Annotated in this window: 17 protein-coding genes; 5 read left to right on the forward strand and 12 right to left on the reverse strand. The window is 64.8% G+C overall.

What is annotated here, in order from left to right; all coding sequences use genetic code 11:
* Nucleotides 1–38: 38 nt before the first annotated feature.
* Both HQ354_RS06135 and HQ354_RS06140 read right to left on the reverse strand, forming a co-directional pair.
* Nucleotides 39–1,061: an aspartate-semialdehyde dehydrogenase gene (locus tag HQ354_RS06135; RefSeq protein WP_068426676.1), complete on the reverse strand. Its 1,023-nt coding sequence runs from the start codon at nt 1,059–1,061 to the stop codon at nt 39–41.
* On the reverse strand, nt 1,058–2,323 hold the full coding sequence (locus HQ354_RS06140) for an aspartate kinase (protein WP_068426679.1): 1,266 nt from the start codon (nt 2,321–2,323) through the stop codon (nt 1,058–1,060). The genes HQ354_RS06135 and HQ354_RS06140 overlap by 4 nt, the downstream gene beginning before the upstream one ends.
* A gap of 129 nt (nt 2,324–2,452) precedes the next feature.
* Here HQ354_RS06140 and HQ354_RS06145 point away from each other — a divergent pair, with 129 nt between their 5' ends.
* The 4 genes from HQ354_RS06145 to leuA all read left to right on the forward strand — a co-directional run bounded on the left by HQ354_RS06145 (nt 2,453) and on the right by leuA (nt 9,280).
* Nucleotides 2,453–4,120 (forward strand): FUSC family protein, encoded by a 1,668-nt coding sequence (locus HQ354_RS06145; RefSeq protein WP_222634407.1) that lies wholly within the window; start codon nt 2,453–2,455, stop codon nt 4,118–4,120.
* Between the two features lie 203 nt (nt 4,121–4,323).
* On the forward strand, nt 4,324–6,948 hold the full coding sequence (locus tag HQ354_RS06150) for a LuxR C-terminal-related transcriptional regulator (RefSeq protein ID WP_222634406.1): 2,625 nt from the start codon (nt 4,324–4,326) through the stop codon (nt 6,946–6,948).
* 114 nt (nt 6,949–7,062) lie between these two features.
* Entirely contained in the window at nt 7,063–7,296 is a 234-nt protein-coding gene (locus HQ354_RS06155) for a hypothetical protein (RefSeq protein ID WP_167675711.1), read from the forward strand.
* A 172-nt stretch (nt 7,297–7,468) separates the two neighbouring features.
* Entirely contained in the window at nt 7,469–9,280 is a 1,812-nt protein-coding gene (leuA, locus tag HQ354_RS06160) for a 2-isopropylmalate synthase (RefSeq protein WP_068423641.1), read from the forward strand.
* Nucleotides 9,281–9,311: 31 nt separating this feature from the next.
* Here leuA and HQ354_RS06165 read toward each other — a convergent pair whose 3' ends face one another.
* From HQ354_RS06165 to HQ354_RS06210, 10 genes are all read right to left on the reverse strand, one after another.
* On the reverse strand, nt 9,312–10,802 hold the full coding sequence (locus HQ354_RS06165; RefSeq protein WP_167675713.1) for an MFS transporter: 1,491 nt from the start codon (nt 10,800–10,802) through the stop codon (nt 9,312–9,314).
* Entirely contained in the window at nt 10,799–11,635 is an 837-nt protein-coding gene (locus tag HQ354_RS06170; RefSeq protein WP_167675715.1) for an MBL fold metallo-hydrolase, read from the reverse strand. Before HQ354_RS06170 ends, HQ354_RS06165 begins: the two co-directional genes overlap by 4 nt.
* 153 nt (nt 11,636–11,788) lie before the next feature.
* Nucleotides 11,789–12,397 carry a TetR/AcrR family transcriptional regulator gene (locus HQ354_RS06175; RefSeq protein WP_167675717.1) on the reverse strand — a complete coding sequence of 203 codons (609 nt, stop codon included), beginning with the start codon at nt 12,395–12,397 and terminating at the stop codon, nt 11,789–11,791.
* Between the two features lie 88 nt (nt 12,398–12,485).
* Nucleotides 12,486–13,622 (reverse strand): thiolase, encoded by a 1,137-nt coding sequence (locus HQ354_RS06180; protein ID WP_167675719.1) that lies wholly within the window; start codon nt 13,620–13,622, stop codon nt 12,486–12,488.
* Nucleotides 13,619–14,080, reverse strand: a complete 462-nt coding sequence (locus HQ354_RS06185) for a Zn-ribbon domain-containing OB-fold protein (protein WP_167675722.1) — start codon at nt 14,078–14,080, stop codon at nt 13,619–13,621. The genes HQ354_RS06180 and HQ354_RS06185 overlap by 4 nt, the downstream gene beginning before the upstream one ends.
* Nucleotides 14,081–14,100: 20 nt before the next feature.
* On the reverse strand, nt 14,101–14,892 hold the full coding sequence (locus tag HQ354_RS06190) for an acyl-CoA thioesterase domain-containing protein (RefSeq protein ID WP_167675724.1): 792 nt from the start codon (nt 14,890–14,892) through the stop codon (nt 14,101–14,103).
* A complete protein-coding gene (locus HQ354_RS06195) occupies nt 14,889–15,731 on the reverse strand; it encodes a MaoC/PaaZ C-terminal domain-containing protein (protein ID WP_167675726.1) in 843 nt (280 codons plus the stop codon). Before HQ354_RS06195 ends, HQ354_RS06190 begins: the two co-directional genes overlap by 4 nt.
* Entirely contained in the window at nt 15,731–16,660 is a 930-nt protein-coding gene (locus tag HQ354_RS06200; protein WP_167675728.1) for an SDR family oxidoreductase, read from the reverse strand. Before HQ354_RS06200 ends, HQ354_RS06195 begins: the two co-directional genes overlap by 1 nt.
* A complete protein-coding gene (locus tag HQ354_RS06205; protein WP_167675730.1) occupies nt 16,657–18,813 on the reverse strand; it encodes an acetate--CoA ligase family protein in 2,157 nt (718 codons plus the stop codon). The genes HQ354_RS06200 and HQ354_RS06205 overlap by 4 nt, the downstream gene beginning before the upstream one ends.
* Before the next feature lie 52 nt (nt 18,814–18,865).
* The gene (locus HQ354_RS06210; protein ID WP_167675732.1) at nt 18,866–20,038 is read right to left on the reverse strand and encodes an acyl-CoA dehydrogenase family protein; all 1,173 of its coding nucleotides are present in this window, start codon (nt 20,036–20,038) and stop codon (nt 18,866–18,868) included.
* A 296-nt stretch (nt 20,039–20,334) separates the two neighbouring features.
* On the opposite strand from HQ354_RS06210, the gene HQ354_RS06215 reads away from it, so the two are divergent.
* Nucleotides 20,335–21,888 (forward strand): ABC transporter substrate-binding protein, encoded by a 1,554-nt coding sequence (locus tag HQ354_RS06215; protein ID WP_167675734.1) that lies wholly within the window; start codon nt 20,335–20,337, stop codon nt 21,886–21,888.
* The last annotated feature ends 19 nt before the right edge of the window (nt 21,889–21,907 follow it).

Below are 21,907 nucleotides of genomic sequence, written 5' to 3' on the forward strand. Positions count from 1 at the left end.
GCCCACTACACATTTCTGCTCACGAGCGGCGAAGCCGCCTAGACCAGCAGCTCCGCGATCTGAATGGTGTTCAGAGCAGCACCCTTGCGCAGGTTGTCGCCGGAAACGAAGAGCGCGAGTCCGCGGCCCTCGGGGACACCCGGGTCCTGACGGATTCGGCCGACGAGCGACGCATCCTTGCCCGCAGCCTCGAGCGGCGTCGGAACGTCGACGAGAGAAACACCGGGCGCCGACGCCAGCAGCTCGCGCGCACGCTCGACCGACAGCGGGCTGCCGAACTCCGCGTTGATCGACAGCGAGTGGCCGGTGAAGACCGGGACACGCACACACGTTCCGCTGACCAGCAGGTCGGGCAACCCGAGAATCTTGCGCGACTCGTTGCGCAGCTTCTGGTCCTCGTCGGTCTCGCCGCTGCCGTCGTCGACGAGCGATCCTGCCAACGGCAGGACGTTGAACGCGATCGGCGCGACGTACTTGTTCGGTGCCGGGAAGTCGACGGCGCTTCCGTCGTGCACCAGCTTCTCCGCGTCACCGATGACGGCACGTGCCTGCGTCGCGAGTTCCTCGACGCCTGCGAGTCCGCTACCGGAGACGGCCTGGTAGCTGGAGACGATCAGACGCTGCAGACCCGCCTCGTCGTGCAGCACCTTGAGCACCGGCATCGCGGCCATCGTGGTGCAGTTCGGGTTGGCGATGATGCCCTTGGGCGGGTTCTTCGCGTCCTGCGGGTTGACTTCGCTGACGACGAGGGGAACCTCGGGATCCTTGCGGAAGGCCGACGAGTTGTCGATGACGACGGCGCCTGCCTCGGCGAAGCGCGGTGCCTGCTCGCGAGACAGCGTGGCGCCCGCCGAGAACAGAGCGATGTCGATGCCGCTGAGGTCCGCGGTCGACGCGTCCTCGACGATGATCTCCTCGCCGCGGAACGGCAGCTTCTTGCCCGCCGAACGCGCCGACGCGAAGAAACGCACGGTGTCGGCCGGAAAGTTGCGCTCCTCCAACAGGGTGCGCATGACGGCACCGACCTGGCCGGTCGCGCCTACGACTGCAACTACTGTCATCGTCCTGTACCTCCGTGTACGACGGCTTCTTCCTCGGCGCCGAGATCGAATGCCTCGTGCAGTACGCGGACTGCGTCGTCGAGCTGAGTATCGCTGACCAGCACGGAGATTCGGATCTCCGACGTGCTGATGAGATCGATGTTGACGCCTGCGGCGGCGAGCGACTCGCAGAACGTCGCGGTGACGCCGGGGTGGCTCTTCATGCCTGCGCCGACGAGCGACACCTTGCCGATGTGATCGTCGTAGAGCACCTGCGCGAAGCCGATCTCGGACTGCAGCTTCGTCAGCTTCTCGACGGCCGTGGGGCCGTCGGCCTTCGGGCAGGTGAAGGTGATGTCGGTCTTGCCGGTGTCGACCTTGGAGACACCCTGCAGCACCATGTCGATGTTGATCTCGGAGTCGGCGACGGCACGGAAGATCTTGGCCGCGTAGCCCGGGGAGTCCGGGATGCCGACGACGGTGACCTTGGCTTCGCTTCGATCGTGCGCGACGCCGGTGAGAATGGCTTCTTCCACTGGAATGTCCTCCATAGATCCGGAAACGACGGTTCCGGGTTTCGTGGTGTACGACGAGCGAACGTGTACGGGAACGTTGTATCGACGCGCGTACTCGACGCAGCGCAGCATGAGCACCTTCGCTCCGCACGCGGCCATCTCCAGCATCTCCTCGAACGAGACGGTGTCGAGATGGCGAGCGTTGGGAACGATGCGCGGATCGGCGGTGAAGATCCCGTCGACGTCGGTGTAGATCTCGCAGACGTCGGCGTTCAACGCCGCTGCCAGGGCAACGGCCGTCGTGTCCGAGCCGCCGCGTCCGAGCGTCGTGACGTCCTTGCTGTCCTGGCTGACGCCCTGGAAGCCGGCGACGAGCACGATCGATCCCTCGTCGAGCGCGTCGCGGACGCGGCCCGGGGTGACGTCGATGATCTTGGCATTGCCGTGCACGCTGGTGGTGACGACGCCCGCCTGGGAGCCGGTGAAGGATCGCGCTTCGGCGCCGAGCGAATGGATCGCCATGGCGACGAGGGCGTTGGAGATGCGCTCACCCGACGTCAGCAGCATGTCCATCTCGCGCGCCGGGGGCGCCGGGCAGACCTGTTCGGCCAGGTCGAGGAGTTCGTCGGTGGTATCACCCATGGCGGAGACGACGACTACGACGTCGTTGCCCGCCTTCTTGGTCTCGACGATTCGTTCAGCAACGCGTCGGATGCGTTCGGCGGTAGCCACCGACGATCCACCGTACTTCTGGACGATGAGAGCCACGCGTGTGTACCTCCGCTGTTATCGCTGGTTCAAGGCAGTGATCGACGAACACCTTACCGGTGGGCGTGCCGAGGGTGACGGTCGCTACCTGGGACATCCCTGTTCGCCTGGGCTCTAGCATGTGTTCGAGTGAACGGTCTGACACTGCCTCCGCGGCCCAGTGCGCGGCGCATGCTGTTCGGTCTGCCGTCGGCCGGACGCAAATGGCCGGGTGGCGTCAGGGCCGCGGTGGCCTTCGGGATTCCGGCGTCGATCGCGTGGCTTCTCGGTCACCAGGACGCGGTACTTCTAGTCGTCGCCGGGAGCTTCGCGGTGATCTACGGCGAGGGGAAACCGTATCGAGCCAGGTGGCGGGTCGTGTCGACGGCGGGAGCCGCGCTGGTCACGTCGGTGTTCGTCGGCGCGTCCGCCGGAACGGTCGAGGTCGCTATGGTTCCGGTTCTCGTGCTGTCGCTCGTCGCAGCGATCGCCGTCTACGTCGTGGCTGCGCTGCGCATCGGGATCCCGGGCGCATTCTTCTTCGTCCTGGTGTGCGCGGTGTCGTCGTATCTCCCGAGCGCCCACATATCGCCGACGACGGCAGCAGCCTGGGCGGCAGCAGGCGCCGTCACCGCTGCCGTCGTCTCGATGACGGCCATGCTGTGGTCACCTCGTGCGCCCGAGCAACAGGCCGTCGCGGCGGCGGTCACCGCCGTCGACGGTTACCTGGAGGATCCGAGCGCCAGAAGAATCGCCGGCTCGCGGTTGCACACGGCATGGAAAGCGGTCTACGACGCCGGTCTCCCCGGCCGATCGCCGCGGCCCGCCCTCGTCGAGACGTTGTTCGACGCCCACCACCGATTCGCTGCGGCGCTGCGGGCGGGGAGCAGCTCCGACACGGTGTTCGAGCCCGTGAGCGACACACTTCCGCTCGACCGCCCGAGCGTCCGCTACCGCCTGGCACGGTCGCTCGACCGTCGATCTCACGCCGTCGCCACGTCGGTCCGGGTGTTCGGCGCTGCCGTCGTCGCCGGTGGATCGACCGTCGCGCTGGGATTGCCGAGGCCGGACTGGGCGGTACTCGGCGCTGTTCTCGTTCTGCAACAAGGTCCGGACAGGATCCACGGCAGCTACCGCGGTCTGCTGCGGCTGGGTGGCACCGTGCTCGGCGTCGCGGTGTTCGCCGGGCTGCAACTCGCGCCGGTTCACGGCGCCGGGGTCATCCTGGTCGTGATGGCACTGCAGTTCTTCATCGAGGTGTCGGTGCCTCGCAACTACGGCCTCGCCGTCGTGTTCATCACGCCGCTCGCACTGACGATCGGCACGCTGTCGCACCCGGACTTCTCGACAGGTGCCGTCGTCGTGGACCGGATCGTCGAGACGTTCCTGGGCGTCGCCGTCGCGTTCGCCGCGCTGTGGGGAGCGCAGAGACATGCTTTCCGACGCGCACTCGGGTGGTCCGACGGGCGGGTGCTCGAACTGTCCCGTCGTCTCACGCAGTGTCTGTCGACGTCGCGTCCGTCGGATCCGGTGTGCATGGAACTCCGCCGCGATCTGCAGTTCGAATTGATCAACTCGGCGCTCGCGGGGGCGGAAGCCGCGCACAACGACCGTCGCTGGACGGAAGCGCGGTGGGGACGGCACGTCGAGGTCGATCGACTCGGGTACGAACTGCTCGCCCATTGCGCGGTAGGGTCGGAAGACGGCCCCGGCGTCGCATCGGACGACTGGCTCACCAGAATCGACGATCTCGACTCCGCCCGGAAACAGCACGAGCGGTTCGATCGAGGCCGAGAATCGAAACCTCCGGGCCGATAAAGCGTTCGTTTCCCGACGGCCACTCCCATCCGGCGGCTCGAAACAATCGGTGCCGGAAGACCTTCTCGGTTCACCGACCCGAATCCGACTGAACGGTAATACTATTGGCGGGTCCGCCAACGAGGTACGGACCAAGCTCACCGTGTCGGGCCATCGGCACTCCATCGGCCCGCGTGCGCCATACCGTCGGGAGGGTCGATCGGATGACCGCGTTGCCTTGTGCTGTGCCGCATCTACGATGCCGGGTCCCAGCGCGCCCCGGAGCCACCATCCGTCGCGGCCGGCTGATCGAGTCTTTGGACGTCGCCGTCGCGGAGCCGGGCACGGTCATGTTGCTCACGGCCCCAGCGGGTTCCGGCAAGACGACGCTGCTCGTCGACTGGTTGGCCGATGCGTTCGCCGCGACGGACACGGCCGTCGCGTGGGTGTCCGTCGACGAGACGGACAATTCGCTCGCGACTCTCCGATCGTGCGTGGTGTCGGCGTTGATGCAGAGCGGATCGAGCCAGGTCGCCGATGCCGTTGCGGAACTGCCCGCACCGAGCGAACCCGGGTACGACGACTTCAGTGCACTGCTGTTCGCTGCGCTCGACGGCGTCGACGTCCCGGTCGTGCTCGTTCTCGACGACGCTCATCTTCTGCACGACCCCGACGTTCTCGTTGCACTGGGCAACTTCCTGCACTGGCCGCCCCGCGGACTGCGCACGGTCGTCGCGGGCCGATACGAGCCGCCGCTCGCTCTGCAGAAGCTCAGACTCGACGGACGTGTGCGCGACATCGGTTCGGTCGACATCGCCTTCACGAGAGCCGAAGCCGACACGATGTTCGCAAATGCAGGAATTCTGTTGAGCAGCAATGCTTTCGACGCAGTGATCGAACGAACGCAGGGATGGGCAGCCGGCCTGCGGATGGCCGCGATGACACTCGCCGACAGCCCCGATCCCGGTTCGACGGTCGATCGGTTCACCGGCTCGCAGCACAGCGTCGCGGACTATCTCGTCAGCGAGGTTCTCGAAGGCCTGACGCCCGCGGTCCGCCGGTTCCTCGTCGAGACATCGGTTCCCGCGTGGTTCACCGTCGATCTCGCGGAACAACTCACCGGCAGCCGCGAGGTCCGGCAGACACTGAACATGCTGTTGGCGCGCAACTTCCTCATCGAGGAGACTCCGGGGCCGACACCGACCTATCGCTATCACCCCCTCATGCGCGAGTACCTGCGCGCGGAGATGTATCGATGGGGCGTCGAACAGGTTCGAAATCTCGAAACCGTTGCATCACATTGGTTCACGGCGTCGAAGCAGCCACTGCAGGCATTGGAACACAGCATGCATTCGGGCGACGGTCCCGCGGCCGTCGCGACGTTGACGACGTCCGGGCTCGATCTCGTCCTCGAAGGGCATTCCGACGTCATCCTGCGAGCCCTCGAGCACGGGCCACGCGCCGTCGCCGAATCGGCGTACGGTCGATTGCTCGGTGCCGCAGCACATCTGACGGTCGGTGACACCGCACCTGCGATGTCGACCCTCGCGGCACTGCGCGGCCATGCCACCGACGGCCGCGTCGACGACCGTTCGGAGCTGCTGCATCGCACTCTCGAGGTGCAGGCTGCGATGCAGACCGGGAACATCCGTGCTGCACTCGACAAGCTCGAGATGCTCGACATCGGACGGGCGGACGACCCAGGCCTCGACGCCTTCACACTGGCGACCGCGGGCATCGCGCGAATGTATCTCGGGCGAACGTCCGAGGCCCGAAAGCTGTTGTCCGACGCCACCGCCAACGCCCGCGCCGGACGGCTGCACCGGACTGCACTGATGTGTATGACCGCCGCGGCCGCCGTCGAACTACTGGGGGGTCACCTCGACGACGCGCTGCGGGGCTCCCGCGCCGCCGTCGAGCACGCACGTCGTCATGGGATCGCCGACACCGAGATCGCCGACGCCGCACTGTCGCTCGCAGCGGTCGTCGCGCATCTGCGGATGGACGCCGTCACGCATTCGACGACGCTGTGGGCCACCATCGGTCTCGCGGCGGAACCTGCTGTCGCCGAGTACGGTCGCCGTGCCGCGAGTGCGCTCGGAACCCGTACCGATGCGCACGGTGTTCCGAAGGTCGGACGGGAATGGATCGAGTACGAACGGCCCGTCATCCCGGGACTCGAAGCACTACTCGTTCCGGTCGTGCAGCAGAAGTACTTCGCGGCGGGCGAGTCGCTGTGGGCCACAGAACTCGTCGGTGTGACGTCGAGGCGGCTCGGCCGGACCGGCGAGATCTCTCTCCTCGCCGCCGACGTCCATCGCCGTGCGGGCCGACTCGATGCTGCCGAATCCGAACTCGCCGCGGTCGTCGACGGCTCGCGACGATGCGTCAGTCCCGTCACGCTGATCCGAGCACTGCTCGCGGCGTCGTCGATCGCGCTCACCCGCCGCAATCCGACGAAGTCGTTCCAGCTCGCCACGCGCGCGCTCGCGCTGGCGGAGCCGGAACGGATTCTGCGCCCGTTCGCCGAGGCCGGGCAGAACGTGCGCGACGTCCTGACGCGTAACCACGGCCGGTTCGGTCGGCTCGAAGCGTTCGCCGACGCGGCCCGCACCGCCATTCCGCACCGGCACCCCGACGTCGAACCCCGGTCGTCGACGACGCTCACTCCGCGCGAACTCGAACTCCTGCGGGAGCTGCCGTCGTGGCGAACCGCCGAGCAGATAGCGTCGGACCACTTCGTCTCGGTCAACACCATCAAGACGCACCTACGCGGCATCTATCGCAAGCTCGAGGTGCGGTCGCGGCGGGACGCGATCGCTGCTGCGCACGAGCTGGGTTTGCTGTAGCTCGTGCGCGCGGCGAAGCCGCTTATCACCATCTGCGGGTGATGACCCGACGCTCTGCTACCAGGCATTCTTGGAAGCGACACTCGAAGTGCGGATCCGAGAAGGAGCGGCACCATGGCGCAGCAGGCCGACGCCTTTCCAGGAGGGGTCCGTTACGAATTCGTCGTCGAAGGTTCGTTGTCCGAACGCGCGATGGCCGCGTTCCCGGACTTGGCCGTCTCCCCGATTCCGCAGCCCTACACCCGCCTGTTCGGTCCGTTGGACGACGAGACCGCACTCCGCGGAATGTTGGCTCGCTTCGACGCTCTCGGCCTCACGCTCGTCGAGCTCAGGCGGCTTCCGGACTGATCTGCGAACCAACCCGGCCGTCGGAGGCTTGTGGCCGGTAGTACACTCGCAGACATGCAGCGCGCGCTTCTTCTTGATCGCCGCGACGGGGTCTGATCCAGACTGGCTTCCCGTCGCGGGGTTTCATCGCGCCGGTCGATCATCAATTCAGCCAGAACTCGGAGATGAGACCATGTCACCAGCTGACGCATTCACGTCCGGATCGCGCACCATCACCCCGCCGTCGCGCCCCGCGCCCAGCGACCAGCCTGTGTGGAACACACAGAAGAACTCGTCGATGCCGACGTACCGTTACCGCCCGTTCGCGGAAGAGGTAGAGCCCGTCACGCTCCCCGACCGCACGTGGCCCGACAAGGTCACCGACCGTGCACCCCAGTGGTGCGCCGTCGACCTGCGTGACGGCAATCAGGCGCTGATCGACCCGATGAGCCCGGCGCGCAAGCGTCGCATGTTCGATCTGCTCGTCCGCATGGGCTACAAGCAGATCGAGGTCGGATTTCCGTCCGCCAGCCAGACCGACTTCGATTTCGTTCGCGAGATCATCGAAGACGGGGCCATTCCCGACGACGTGACCATCCAGGTCCTGACGCAGTGTCGCCCCGAGCTGATCGAGCGCACCTACCTGGCCTGTGAGGGCGCACGCAACGTCATCGTGCACTTCTACAACTCGACGTCGATCCTGCAGCGTCGCGTCGTGTTCAAGGCCGACCGCGACGTCATCAAGAAGATCGCGACCGACGGCGCACGCAAGTGCCTCGAGGTCGCCGCGAACTACCCCGACACCGATTGGCGCTACGAGTACTCGCCCGAGTCGTACACCGGCACCGAGCTCGCGTACGCCAAGGAGGTGTGCGACGCCGTCGTCGACATCATCGATCCGACGCCCGAGAAGCCGATCATCCTCAACCTGCCCGCCACGGTCGAGATGGCGACGCCGAACGTCTACGCGGACTCCATCGAGTGGATGAGCCGCAATCTGAACCGTCGCGACAGCATCATTCTGTCGCTGCACCCGCACAACGACCGCGGAACCGGTGTCGCCGCAGCCGAACTCGGCTACCAGGCAGGCGCCGACCGTATCGAGGGATGCCTGTTCGGCAACGGCGAGCGCACCGGCAATGTATGCCTGGTGACGCTGGGCCTGAACATGTTCACGCGCGGTATCGACCCGCAGATCGACTTCTCCAACATCGACGAGATCCGCCGCACCGTCGAATACTGCAACCAGCTGCCGGTGCACGAGCGGCACCCCTACGGCGGCGATCTGGTCTACACCGCGTTCTCCGGCAGCCACCAGGACGCCGTCAACAAGGGCCTCGACGCGATGAAAGTTGCTGCGGACGAGCAGGATTCGGACGTCGACGACATCCTGTGGCAGGTTCCGTACCTGCCGATCGACCCGAAGGACGTCGGACGCACGTACGAAGCCGTCATCCGCGTCAACTCGCAGTCGGGCAAGGGCGGCGTCGCCTACATCATGAAGTCCGATCACGGTCTCGCGCTGCCGCGTCGACTGCAGATCGAGTTCTCGCAGGCCGTTCAGCGCATCACCGACGGTGAGGGCGGCGAGGTGTCGCCGAAGGAGATGTGGGACGTCTTCGCCGACGAGTACCTGAGCCCGATCCGCCCGCTCGAGCGCATCAAGCAGAAGGTCATCGCAGCCGAAACCGACGGTGGCACCGACCAGATCGTCGCGACGGTGAAGATCGACGGCGTCGAACAGGACATCAACGGCCACGGCAACGGACCGCTCGCTGCCTTCGTCGACGCCCTCTCCACCGTCGGCTACGACATCGGCGTCCTCGACTACTCCGAGCACGCCATGTCGGCGGGCGACGACGCCCAGGCCGCCGCGTACGTAGAAGCCTCGGTCACCGGACCCGACGGCGATGCCGTCACCGTCTGGGGCGTCGGCATCGCGACCTCCATCACGACGGCGTCTCTGCGCGCAGTCGTCTCGGCGGTCAACCGCGCGCTGAAGTAAGCACCACCTCGCCGCACTCCCGCACGGTTGATCATCGCCGATCGACGATGCGGGAGTGTCGGGCGAAGAGCGAGACCCCGACAGTGAGGACCGCTACCGCGACCATCGCGGCGACTGTTCGGCCGTAGCCGGTGAGCAGCTGCTCGACGGCCGCATCCGAGATCTCGCTGATCGTGCCGGCGAACACGTACTTTCGTAGTTCCAGGGGAAGTGCACTGGTCACGACGGAGAGAATCACTGCGGTACCGACGACGAATCCACTCGTCTGAAGCAACAGTCGCATGGCGTTTGCGATGCCGAGCCGTTCGTCGGGCAGGTCGCCCATGATCGCGGTCGCATTGGACGGCATGAACAGGCCGGAACCGAATCCGGCTATTGCCAACCCCACGAGGAGCACCCAGAGCGGCATTCGCCCGGTTGTTCCCACGAACAGTACGACGAGCGCCACCACGGTGACGACATTGCCGATCACGGCAAGCGTCGACGCCGAGACGATGCGCTGCAGCGGACCCGAACTCAGCGATGCCGTCAACGCGGCGACCGCCACTGGCAACACCATCACTCCCGCGACGAGTGGTGTGACACCCGAAACCGCCTGGAAATACAGTGCCATCAACAGAACGACGCCACTTTGCGAGATCGAGTTGAGAAAAGACGCGAGCAGCCCGAACCCGAACGGCCAGTGCTTGAACAATTGAATGTCGATCAACGGATCGTCCACGGACTTCTCGAACCACAGGAACAGTGGGACGATCGTTGCGCTGATCAACAGCCCGCCGACGACGAGTGGGTGGGACCATCCGAGCGATGTGGCCTGAGACAGCGCCGCTAGACCACACGTCAGAGCAACGAGAATCATGGCGTTGCCACGCAGATCGAGCGAGTACGAACGACCGGTACGCGGCGTGGGTTTCAGTGCGACGAACCCCCAGATCAGACACATGATTCCGATCGGGACGTTGAACCAGAAGACCCACTGCCAACCAGCCTGCTGGGCGAGCAGACCGCCGAGTGTCGGTCCGCACAACTGAGCGATGGAGAACGACGCGAGGTATATGCCCATGCCCTCGCCGAGGCGCCGGCGGGGAAAAGCGGCGGTGACGAGAGCCGCGCTGTTGGTCAGTAACATCGCGCCGCCCGCAGCCTGGATCACCCGAAATCCCACCAGCCACCAGGCATTGGGGGCGAGCCCGCACGCAACGCTGCCCACGGTGTAGAACGCAAGACCGGTGAGGTACATCGTCCTGCGTCCGAACATGTCCGCCATACGCCCGAATGCCACCAACAACACGGTGTTGGTGAGCATGTAGGCGAGAAGAATCCAGCTGGCGGCGAGGCTGCTGGCGTCGAAATGCCTTGCAACAGTCGGCAGTGCGACATTCAGCGCACTCCCCGACATGCCGATGACCATGCTGGCGAACGCCACAACACTGAGCGTCCGCCACGCATCGCGCATGACGTCGCGTTCGGATCGCGCTGTGTCGTGCGAGCATTCTGCGTCGGTGTCCGGTCTCGCGGTCATCGTTGTCGATCCTGTTCCGACACCTGCCCCTCGGGCTGCTCCTCGTCCAGGAACGTCAGCATTGCCTGTACCGAACTGTGCGCTGCCTTGACCACGTCCGGGTGCTCCAGATGCGGATACATCCGCTCGACCATCACCGGGACGGCCGAGTATCCCTGGCTCCGGAGGCCGTCGACCTGATGAATTCTTCTGAGCCGCGCGTCGATTCGACGCTTGACCGCGGCTGCGAGATCCGGGAGGACCGGGCCGTGCCCCGGGAGGACCGACACTGTGTTCGTCGAACCGATTCGTTCGAGCGCGCGGAGACTGTCGAGCATGCTCCGCAGCAGCTTCGGATGTACGACGGGAGAACCTGCGCCCAACACCGTGTCACCGGTGAACACCACCCTGTCGTCGGGCAGATGGACACACAACGAATCCCGAGTGTGCCCAGGAGTCGATACGATGTTTGCGGCCACCGCACCCGCGAGCGTCAGCCGGTCACCGTCGTGCGCGGTGGGGGCGCCGTCCGGCCGGCGAGCGGCGATGACAGCCGCACCCGTTTCGCCCACGAGCGACGCCAGCGCACCGGCATGATCGTCGTGCCCGTGCGTCAGAACAACTTCCGTCACTATGCGGTCACCGATTGTGGCACGAAGCGCCTCCCCATGACGCCCGTCGTCCGGGCCAGGATCGATCACCGCACAGGTTGCCGCCGACGGGTCCCCCACTATCCAGGTATTGGTGCCCTCGAATGTCCACGCGCCGGCGTTCGGCGCGAGCAACCACTCGACTCGCGGCGCCACCCGCACCGCAACGCCTACCTGGGGAACTTCAGTTCTCGATGTCAACATGGCAACCTCTCTAGAAGGTACTTCTAGAATGCTACTCGAATATTTGACGTAAGTCGCTACCCGAAGTCACGAAAGTTGTTCCCGCAGAGCATCGATGGCCCGCGGCAACCGTCTATCGGATGCCACGGGCCATCGATGCCACGAACTCAGGCGTCAGTTCGCCGCGATCCGCCGTATCAAGTCGCACATGATGTCGGCGACGACGTTCGCCTGCCGCTTGGTTTTGCAGTTCAGCACTACTTCCCTCGCAGACTCGACGATGATGTCAGTCAGCACCCCGAGCGTGATGCGGTGCTCACTGTCGTTCCCGGGGCCGAGAAGCGCCGAGTTCTGGCGAATCCACTCGATTCGGTTGTCTCGCCGTAGTTTTTCGAACCCAGGCGGTCCATCCGTGTCGACGAAGACCAGGGCGACGTCCCGACGCTGCCAACTTCCCGCAAGGTAAGCGCGGGCACCGATACAGAACAGTTCCAGGGGGTCCGTCGTACCCGAACGGCGTTGCTCGAGAACTGCGGCACGAACCTGTTCGAGATGTGCGGAGTTGTGTCGATCCCACAGCGCGCTGAACAGTTCCGCTTTACCACCGAAGTGGTGGTAGAGGCTTCCCGTGCTCGACCCTGCTTTCTCCACGATCTCGGAGATGTTGGCGTTCAAGAAACCAGCTTCCGCGAACACTGTCTGCGCGGCGTCGAGCAACTTTCTCTGCGTCTCACCGGTCTTGGCCCACTGCCATGTCGTCGGCGACGAATCTCTGTCGGTCACGAAATCCCCCGCGCCCACTTTACGTACCACATCGGAAGAGCGTAATTCTAGAATTGAGACGCGGTCAAGCCGGGAAGGGCTGCCCCGGCTATGCCGCACCGAGAACAAGGGTCGCCCCTGCCGCGAACATGCCACCATTGCCCTGTACGAGGCTCGTTCGAACACCGTCCACCTGGGCTGGAGCATCCCCGCGCAACTGCCGGACCGATTCGAGAATCGCGAACATCCCGTACATCCCGGTGTGCGTATAGGACAGACCACCGCCGTTGGTGTTGACCGGCAACGATCCACCTGGCGACGTATGCCCCTCACGCACGAATTCGCCGGCTTCCCCGCGCCCCACGAACCCGAGATCTTCCAATCCGTACAGCGGAAGATGGGCGAAGGCGTCGTAGATCATGACGTGGTCTATGTCCGACGGTGACAGACCCGCCGATCGGAACGCGGCAGCCCCCGACTTTTTGAATCCCTTGAAAGAGGTGAAGTCCTCCATCATCGATATTCCTGGCCCTTCGTATCCTTCCCCGGTGCCGAGGATCTCGACGGTCGGGACGTCGAGATCACGCGCCCGGTCCACGGTCGTCAGGACGAGTGCTCCACCACCGTCGGTGACCAGGCAGCATTCGAGTAGATGGAACGGCCACGCGATGACCGGTGAATTCTGCACGTCGTCGACGGTGATCGGGTCGCGGAACTTCGCCCTGGGGTTCATACTCGCCCACTTGCGCTGCGCAACAGCCACATCGGCGAGATGTCGCGCCTGCGTGCCCGTCTCCTTCATGAACCGCAGGAATGGCAGCGTGAATCGACTCGGCGGTCCCGTGACTCCGTACGGCGCCTCGAATTGGCCTGGCAACGACGCCGCATCCGGTGCGTACGCGGGCGCACCGACTCTCGACCGGCCGGATTCGCCGTGGGTAATCAATACGACCGAACACTGACCGGTGCTCAACGCGGCAACCGCATGACGGACGTGCGTCAGAAATGACGTCCCACCGACACTCGTCGTATCCATCCATTGTGGTTCGATGCCGAGGCTGTGAGCCACCGACAGCGGCCCCGGCATCGAGACCCCTGCGATGCCGTCGACATCTTTCGGGTGTAGTCCACAGTCTGCCAACGCATTTCGTGCTGCTTCGATGTGCAACCCGAGTGTCGACCGGTGCGGCAGCGTCCCGATCTCGTCCGTCTCGGCCGCGCCGACGATCACGACACCGGTACTCACGACGCACTCCCGGCAGGCCCGAACACGGGAACTTTCATGTCACCGCGTTCTTCGAAGCGGACGACGAGATCGAGGTCGAGCGGCAACAGATCGGGATCGGGTTCGACGCCTACGATGTTGGTCATCATGCGTGGTCCTTCCTCCAGTTCGACTACGGCGACGACGTAGGGCCCCTCGTCCTCGAATCCTGGTCCTGGGCGGTGTTCGATGACGTAGCTGTACAGCGACGCACGCCCCGAACATTCGATCCATTCGACGTTGCCGGAATTGCATGCGGGGCAGAAATCCCGGGGATAGAAGTACGCGGTTCTGCAGTCCAGGCAACGTTGCACCACCAGTCGCTCCGCCGCAGCCTCGGCCCAGTAGAACGCCGTCTCCGGAGTGGGTTTCGGTGCGAGTTTGCGGAGCGTCTTCTTCGGCTTCACCTCGGCGGACGAGGGCACCGTGGAACTTGTCATCTGTATCTCTTCTCGTAGTGCTAGTAGGGCAGGGCAGCCGATGCCGCTGTACCTATGCGGCCCTGTTCGTCGTGGAGGGCGCACACGGATACCGCAACGCCGTTGTCGACCGCGTGGTCGAGATTCTCGAAGCCGATCCACTCGCCGATCGGGAGCCGGCTCAGGTACAGCGTCACGTCGGCGTTGATGAAGTTCAGACTCTTCGCCCCCATGTTTGTGAAGGGGCTTACCCAATCCGCCGCCATCGCCGCGATCTCGAAGGGCGTGTCACCGATACCTTCGAGCAGCCGGCACGTCTCACGAAACCAGGAGAATTTTCGGCCGTCTTCCGACGGTTCCAGCCGTCGCACCTCTCCGAAGTGCCTGGGCGCCTGCCTCACGGGCGGCGACACCGATTCCGGTGCCGGAGCGCGATATTCGACGGGCGACCAGGCCACAGGAGTCGATTCAGCTCCAGCGAGCAATGCCTGCACACTCGCCGACGCCACGGGCATGCCGTCGACGGATGCCTGGACTTCCACGATCCTGACGCGTCGGCCCGCTCGTCGTACGTACGTCGTGATGTCGATCGGCCCCATCGGAATGGGGCGGAACAGATCGGTTGTCATTCGAGCCGGGTGGAATCCATCGGCGAGGTGTTCCCGTTCCACTTCCCGCGCCATCAGCCCGGAAACGAGGCGCCCGTGAACGAGATTCTCGGACCACGGACTTCGGGCATGCGGCCGCGGTTCGTAGCGTCCGTCGCCGCCGTCGAAGAACGGCGCCTTGGTGTCCGGCCGTGACACAGCCGCTTCCCGAACCGTGGCGGTCATCGGACGGTCACCGTTCCGCGGTCGAGGACCACGGTGTCGTCCGACGTGGTCACCCGGAAACGTATGCCGTCGGTGGTGTCCCAGATCGACACCGTCAACTCCTGACCGGGGAACACCGGCTTGGTGAACCGTCCCGACATCGACTGCAGTCGCGTCGGGTCGGAACCGCAGAGCTCGTGCAGCAGCACCCTCCCGGTGACGCCGTACGTGCACAGTCCGTGAAGGATCGGTGACCGGAATCCTGCGCGCGCAGCGAACGAAGGATCCGAGTGCAAGGGGTTGCGATCACCGGAAAGGCGGTACAGCAGAGCCTGTTCCGGACGCGTCGCGTAGGTCAGCTTGGAATCAGGCGCGGTGTTCGGCATCGGCGCGTCGCCGGTGCGGTCTCCGGTACTGCCGACCGATTCACCCCGGATGAAGACCGACGAGCGCGACGACGCGACGAGCTCACCGGTTGCGGAGTCGACTGCGGTCGCCTCGGTGACCACGAGCGCTCCACTTCCCCTGTCCTGCATCGACGTCACGGTCGATCTCACCTGAACGTCACCGTCGACGGGCAGCAGCCCGGTGGTCTCGAAGGCTTGCTCTGCGTGTACGAGCATCGCGGGATCGAAGGTTCCCAGTGATCGCCCGGACCGTGCTTGTGTGGCCAGTACCGCGAACGTCGGCAGGACCTGCTGCGCGACGTCCGCGGAGTTCTCGGTTACGAACGACAATTCGTCCAGAGACGAGTCCTGCCCGGCACCGACACCCACCGCGTACAGCAGGGCATCCTTCGACGACCACGTCCGCTGCACGGGATTGCTCGGCACCCCGACGACGCCGAGATCGAGGGCCATCAGGACACCTTCTCCGGTACGAGCCCGTTCATCGCCGCGTTACCTGCCGCCTCGGCGACCAGGCGCGGCACCACCTCGCCGAGTTCGCCGGGTTCGAACCTCGCACCCTTGTCGAAACTCGGGCCTGCGCTCCACCCCTCGGCGACACTGATGTGTCCTCCGCGCACGTTGAACACACGGCCGGTGATGTCGCGCGACTGTTCGCTTCCCAGCCAGACCACGAGCGGTGCGATATTGTCCGCTGCCGACGGATCGAAATCGCCTGGTGCGGGCGCCTTCCGGCCGACGTTGCCGCCCAGGTTTTCGGTCATCCGAGTCAGCGCTGCGGGCGCGACCGCGTTGACGGTCACCCCATAGCGGGCGAGTTCCATCGACGCGATGATCGACAGGCTCGCGATACCGGCCTTCGCTGCGCCGTAGTTCCCCTGACCGACGTTTCCGTAGATGCCCGACGACGACGTCGTGTTGATCACGCGCGCGTCGACGGCAGCACCGGATTTGGACCGCTCCTTCCAGTAGCGCGATGCGTGGCGCAGGGGCATGAACGTCCCACGCAGATGGACGCGGATGACGTCGTCCCACTCTGCGGCGGTCATGTTCGTGATCATTCGGTCCCGCAGGATTCCCGCGTTGTTGACCAAGACGTGCAGGTCGCCGTAGTGCTCGACGGTTTCCTCGATCAGTCGCCTCGCACCGTCCTCGTCGGACACGTCCGTGCCGTCGACCCGCGCCGTGCCTCCGGCTGCGCGAATGAGGTCGACGACCTCTCCCGCAGGCCCGTCGGCCGTCCCGGACCCGTCGACGTCGGCGCCGATGTCGTTGACGACGACGGTCGCGCCTTCGCGTGCGAACTCCAGTGCATGACCTCGTCCGATGCCGCGGCCCGCGCCGGTGACGATGACGACTCTGCCCTCACAAATTCCGCTCATCGCGATACCTCTTCTTCGTCGGTCGGGCTCCACGTGATGAGCGCATCGAGCGCCTCACAGTGCGATCCGCTCACCATCAGGGGATTGATCTCCAGCGCCTGCAGTCGATGGCCAAGGCCGTATGCGACGTCGGCAATGCGTTTGACCTGGGCCGCCAACGCGTCGAGATCCACTGGGGCGGTACCGCGCGCACCCTTCAGCAGTGTGATGCCGCGCAGCCCGTCGATCGCCTGCCGCACGTCGTCGTGGGACACGGGCAGGACCCGAATCGCAGCGTCCGCCAACACCTCGACCCACACACCGCCCAACCCGACCGCGAGAGTCAGCCCCCACACGGGGTCTCGCACCACACCGACGAGCATCTCGATTCCGTCCATGCTTCGGTGCGGCTGCACGATGGTCGCGATTCCCGTCGAGCCCATCTTCTGCAACGCAGTGGTCACCGAGTCGAACGCATCCCGGACGTCGTCGGCGTTGTGCAGGTTCAGACGGACGCCTCCGACTTCGCTCTTGTGGCCGAGGTTCTCGGCGACCGCCTTCAGTACGACCGGGTAGCCGAACGCGTCGGCGTGCGAGACTGCCTCGTCGGCCGTCGTCGCCAGTTCCGTCGGAACCACCGGCACACCATGCTCGCGCAGCAACCTTCCGGCCGCGTATTCGGTCCACATGCCCGTCGGCTCACGATCGAGGGAAACAGACCCGGTCTCGGGACTCGGGATGTCGTCGCCGGCGAAGTTGCGCTGGATCGCCGCCCATCGGACGGCGTTGCCCAATGCCGTGATTCCGTGCTCGATTCCGCCGAGGACGTGTGGGAAATCGGTCGCCGCAGCAATCGACCTGCCGTGATCGGTCACATCGGTGAGCACCGTGCTCAGCACGACCGTGGGAACGGCCGTTGCCTTGATGTTCTTCGCCGAGTCGCCGTACGCGGCGAGTGCCGACTCGGGGTCGGCGGCGGGGACGCGCGGCAACTCCGACAGCAGGACTGTGAAATCGACCTCGGGATCCTGGGCGACCACCGCCAGTGAGCGTCGCATGAGGGTTCGATCGATGACCACGTACCCGGTGACGTCGAGTGGGTTCTGCACGGTGGCGAAGTCCGGGACGATGTCCTGTAGTTGTCGAGTGGTGTCGTCGGAGAACGCCGGCAGTTCGAGTCCTTCGTCCTCGGCACGGTCGGCGATGATCTCCGACGCTCCGCCCGACGGCGTCACGACGCCCATCCGCGGTCCCGGCAGGCCGCCGCCGAGGCTGGCCATCAATCCGGCCGTCAAGATCAGATCCTCGAGCGAGCGAACCCTGATGACGCCCATCTGTTCGAAAGCGGCGTCGATGACCGCATTGTCGCCGACGAGCGCGCCGGTGTGGGCCAGTGCCGCACGGGCACCGAGCGCGCTACGCCCGATCTTCAGCGCAACTATCGGCTTGCCCGCAGCGAGCGCACGCCGGGCGATTCGCCGAAACTCGTGCGGGTCGCGCACGGATTCGAGGAACAGGGCGATGACCGATGTGTTGGGATCGTCGACCAGGTATTCCATCACGTCCGTCACGGACATCATCGACTCGTTGCCCATGGCCGTCAGGAAACTGAGTCCGACGTTCCTGGCCTGCGCAAACTGCAGAACCGAGCTGGCGAGCGCTCCGCTCTGCAGCACGAACCCGACGGACCCGGTCAGGAGGGGACGCCCGATCGGCAACCCGTAGGGCGTGATCTTCTCCGCGGCATTGATGAATCCGTTGCCGTTGGGCCCCAGCACCGTCAGGCCGCTCGCGCGGGAGAATGCAACGATCTCGTCCTCCAGCGCCTTTCCTTCGGCACCGGTCTCGCCGAATCCCGATGTCAGGATCACGGCTGCCCGTACGCCATGTTCCACTGCCGTTTGCAGGGTGGACAGCACCACTGTCGTCGGGACCATGACGAATATCAGGTCCACCACATCCGGCAGATCCGCGAGGCTGGGATACGTGCGTTCTCCGTGGACAACCGAACTGGAACGGTTGACCAGATACGTCTCGCCCGCGAAACCGCTGTCCTTGATGTTCTGAAATGTGTTGAGAGACCATGGCGATTTGTCCGTCGCCCCGATCAGTGCGATCGAGCGGGGCTCGAACAAAGCGCGTAGATCGAGGGCCTCGATTGTCGGGTTGGTCATGAATTCTCGTCCTGTCGTCGACTCGCGCTGTTGCGTTCCAGCATCTCTGGCGTCAGTGGCCGAAGCCGTCGGAATTGACATATCCCTTGATGAGATTGCGTGCGATGGTGCGACGCTGAATCTCGTCGGTGCCTTCGAAGATCCGCAGGAGTCGCAGCTCGCGGTACCACCGTTCGATCGGGAGTTCCTTCGTGTAGCCCATGCCGCCGTGGATCTGGAGGACACGATCGACGACGTTGTTGGCCATGATCGAACCGTGCAGCTTGGCCACCGACGACGCATGCCTGGCGTCGACGCCCTGTGCGACCATCCATGCCGCGCGCAACGTCAGGAGCTTCGTCGATTCGATCTCGACGTGCGAGTCAGCGATCTGCCACTGGATAGCCTGATACTCGGCGATCGGATGCCCCATCGACACGCGGTTCTTCGAGTGCTCGATCGCCATGTCCAGAAGACGTTCGGCGGAGCCGATCGCTCGGGCGGGGATCATGTAGCGGCCCTGGCCGATCCAGCTCATTGCGAGCTCGAATCCCTTGCCCACTTCACCGAGCACGTTGCTCTCGGGGACACGGACGTCGACGAAGGACAGTGCTGCCGGACCCCACTGCCCCATCGTCGGAATCGGTGCGGAAGTCCAGCCCATGTCGCGGTCGACGATGAAGCACGTAACGCCTCCGTTGGCTCCCTTCTCCTTGTCGGTCACGGCGAAAACCATGACGAAGTCGGCTTCGTTGCCGCCGGTGATGAAGATTTTCTCGCCGTTGATGACCCAGTCGGAACCGTCCTTGACCGCGCGGGTCTTGATGCTCCGTGCGTCGGATCCTGCGCCGGGTTCGGTGATCGCGAAGCACGATCGTCGCTCACCCTCGATCGTCGGAATCAGATACTGCTGCTTCTGCTCGTCGTTGGCTCCGTAGAGAATGTTGTCCGCCGAACCACCGAAGGAGAACGGCACGAAGGTCCGACCTGCTTCGGCAGCGATGATCGCGCTCATCACCGGCCCCAGATCGGCCCCTCCGTACTCCTCGGGGGTGTTGATACCCCAGAATCCCGACTTGCGCGCCTTCGTCCGCAGCGCCTTGATGTCCTCGGGCGGTAGGCCGGGCCGGCCCTCACGCTCGTTCCGAAGCACCTCGCTCTCGAGCGGAATCACCTCCTTCTCGAGGAATGCGCGCACCGACTTGCGCATCAATTCTTCTTCTTCGTTCAATGCAAAATCGACCATGTCTTGCACGTCCCTTCCGGGTCCACGGGGATGAGAATGGAGGCGGGATCGAATCATATTCTAGAACTTCGATCTAGATGGACAGTGGACGATTGACTGCCTCTTGTCAAGCCCGCACCGCCCGATTTCTCGAGATCGGCGCGGAGCCTTGACACGGCAAATGTTTTAGAACATCCTTCTAGAAATCGCTCCAGGGCGCCGGGCGCGACGTATCGAAGAAGCCCCTCTCGGGCAGAGTCACAGTCGATTTCGCCGCTCGAAGGGCGCCTCCCCTCGACCCATTCGGAGGTCATCACATGTCGTACCGCTCGATTCTCGGACGCGCAGCTGTACTCGCCACCGTCTGCGCCGTCTCGGTAGCATGCGCCGGCATCGACCAGCGGACTTTCGACATCGATGCGCTCGATCGTGACGCGACGGTGATATACGGGCAGATCGTCGTGCCCAGCAGCCTCGATCCCCATCGCGGAGTTACTGAAAACGACCTACCGTTACTGACGGTGATCTACGATCGGATCACTGACGTCGACACCGACGGCAACCCGATACCGATGCTGGCCGAGAGCTGGGAGTTGGACGACGAGAATTCCTCATTCATCCTGAACATGCGTGCGGGAGCTACATTTTCGGACGGCACCCCGGTCGACGCCGCTGCGGTCAAGGCGAATATCGACAGAATCCTCACCGATCCGCAGTCCACGATCAAATCTCAGATCGACAAGACCATAGGGTCGGTCGACGTACTCGACGAGAGAACCGTTCGACTCAACCTCGTCGGGCCTGGCGGTTCGCTACCGACGTTGCTCGCGTCACGCCCCGGAATGCTCGTGTCGCCTGCCGCGCTAGGCAACACCGACCTCGACCAGAAGCCAGTCGGCGCAGGCGCTTTCACGATGACGAGCAGCATTCCCGGCACCGAATACCACTTCGACCGCAGGCCCGACTACTGGGACGACGACGCCTACCGCTTCAGCAAGCTCACCTTCCTCATACAGCTCGACACCGCAACGCGCATGAACTCGCTGCAGGCAGGCGAGTCGACGATGACCGGCGTAGTCGGGCCGCAGAAGGAAGAAGCGAAAGCGGGTGGACTGCAGGTGTTCACCTCCGACGGCGCGAGCACCAGCATGGCGCGAATTTCGCTGAACACCGCGAGAAGTGAGTTCGGCGAGAAGGCTGTACGTCAGGCCATGAATCTCGCCATCGACCGAGCTGCCATATCGCGAGTCCTGTACTCGGGCGACTGCGTTCCTGGTGCGCAACCGTACCCGGAGGGCTACTTCGCACACAGCGACGCGCTCGACGACAGCGGATGGTCGGACTACGACCCCGACCGCGCCCGCGAACTGCTCGCCGACGCAGGCCTCGCCGACGGCTTCACGTTCACCGCCGCGGTTCCGAGCCTGTCCATCTACCAGAACAACGCCCAGGTCGTGCAGCAGAACCTGGCCGACATCGGCATCGACATGCGCATCGAGGTCATGGACGCAACTCAGGCCAGAGCACGATTCGTCACTGGGGAGGCGGACGCCCTCGTCGGCCAGTACGGCGGCGGTACTGACCCTGGCCTCTACGTGTCCTCCGCATACCTTCCCACCGGAGGCGACAACCCCGGAAAGTTGACCACCGAGCGGATGGGCGAGTTGTACGCCGCGACCGCGCGCAGCACCGACGTCGAGGAACGCAAGGCAGCGTACGAAGACCTCCTGGCCGAGGCATTCGAGATGGGTCCGGCTCAGATTGTTCTCTGTCACTCGGTGGCCTCGGTCGCAAGCCAGGGAAACGTCGGAAACTACGTCTTCTACAAGACCGGCGGTACGGGCCTCAGAACGTTGGACGTGAGCAAGTGAAACCCACCGAACAAGGATG

This window comes from Rhodococcus sp. BP-261 (genome assembly GCF_019835205.1).
GTDB lineage: Bacteria > Actinomycetota > Actinomycetes > Mycobacteriales > Mycobacteriaceae > Rhodococcoides > Rhodococcoides kyotonensis_B.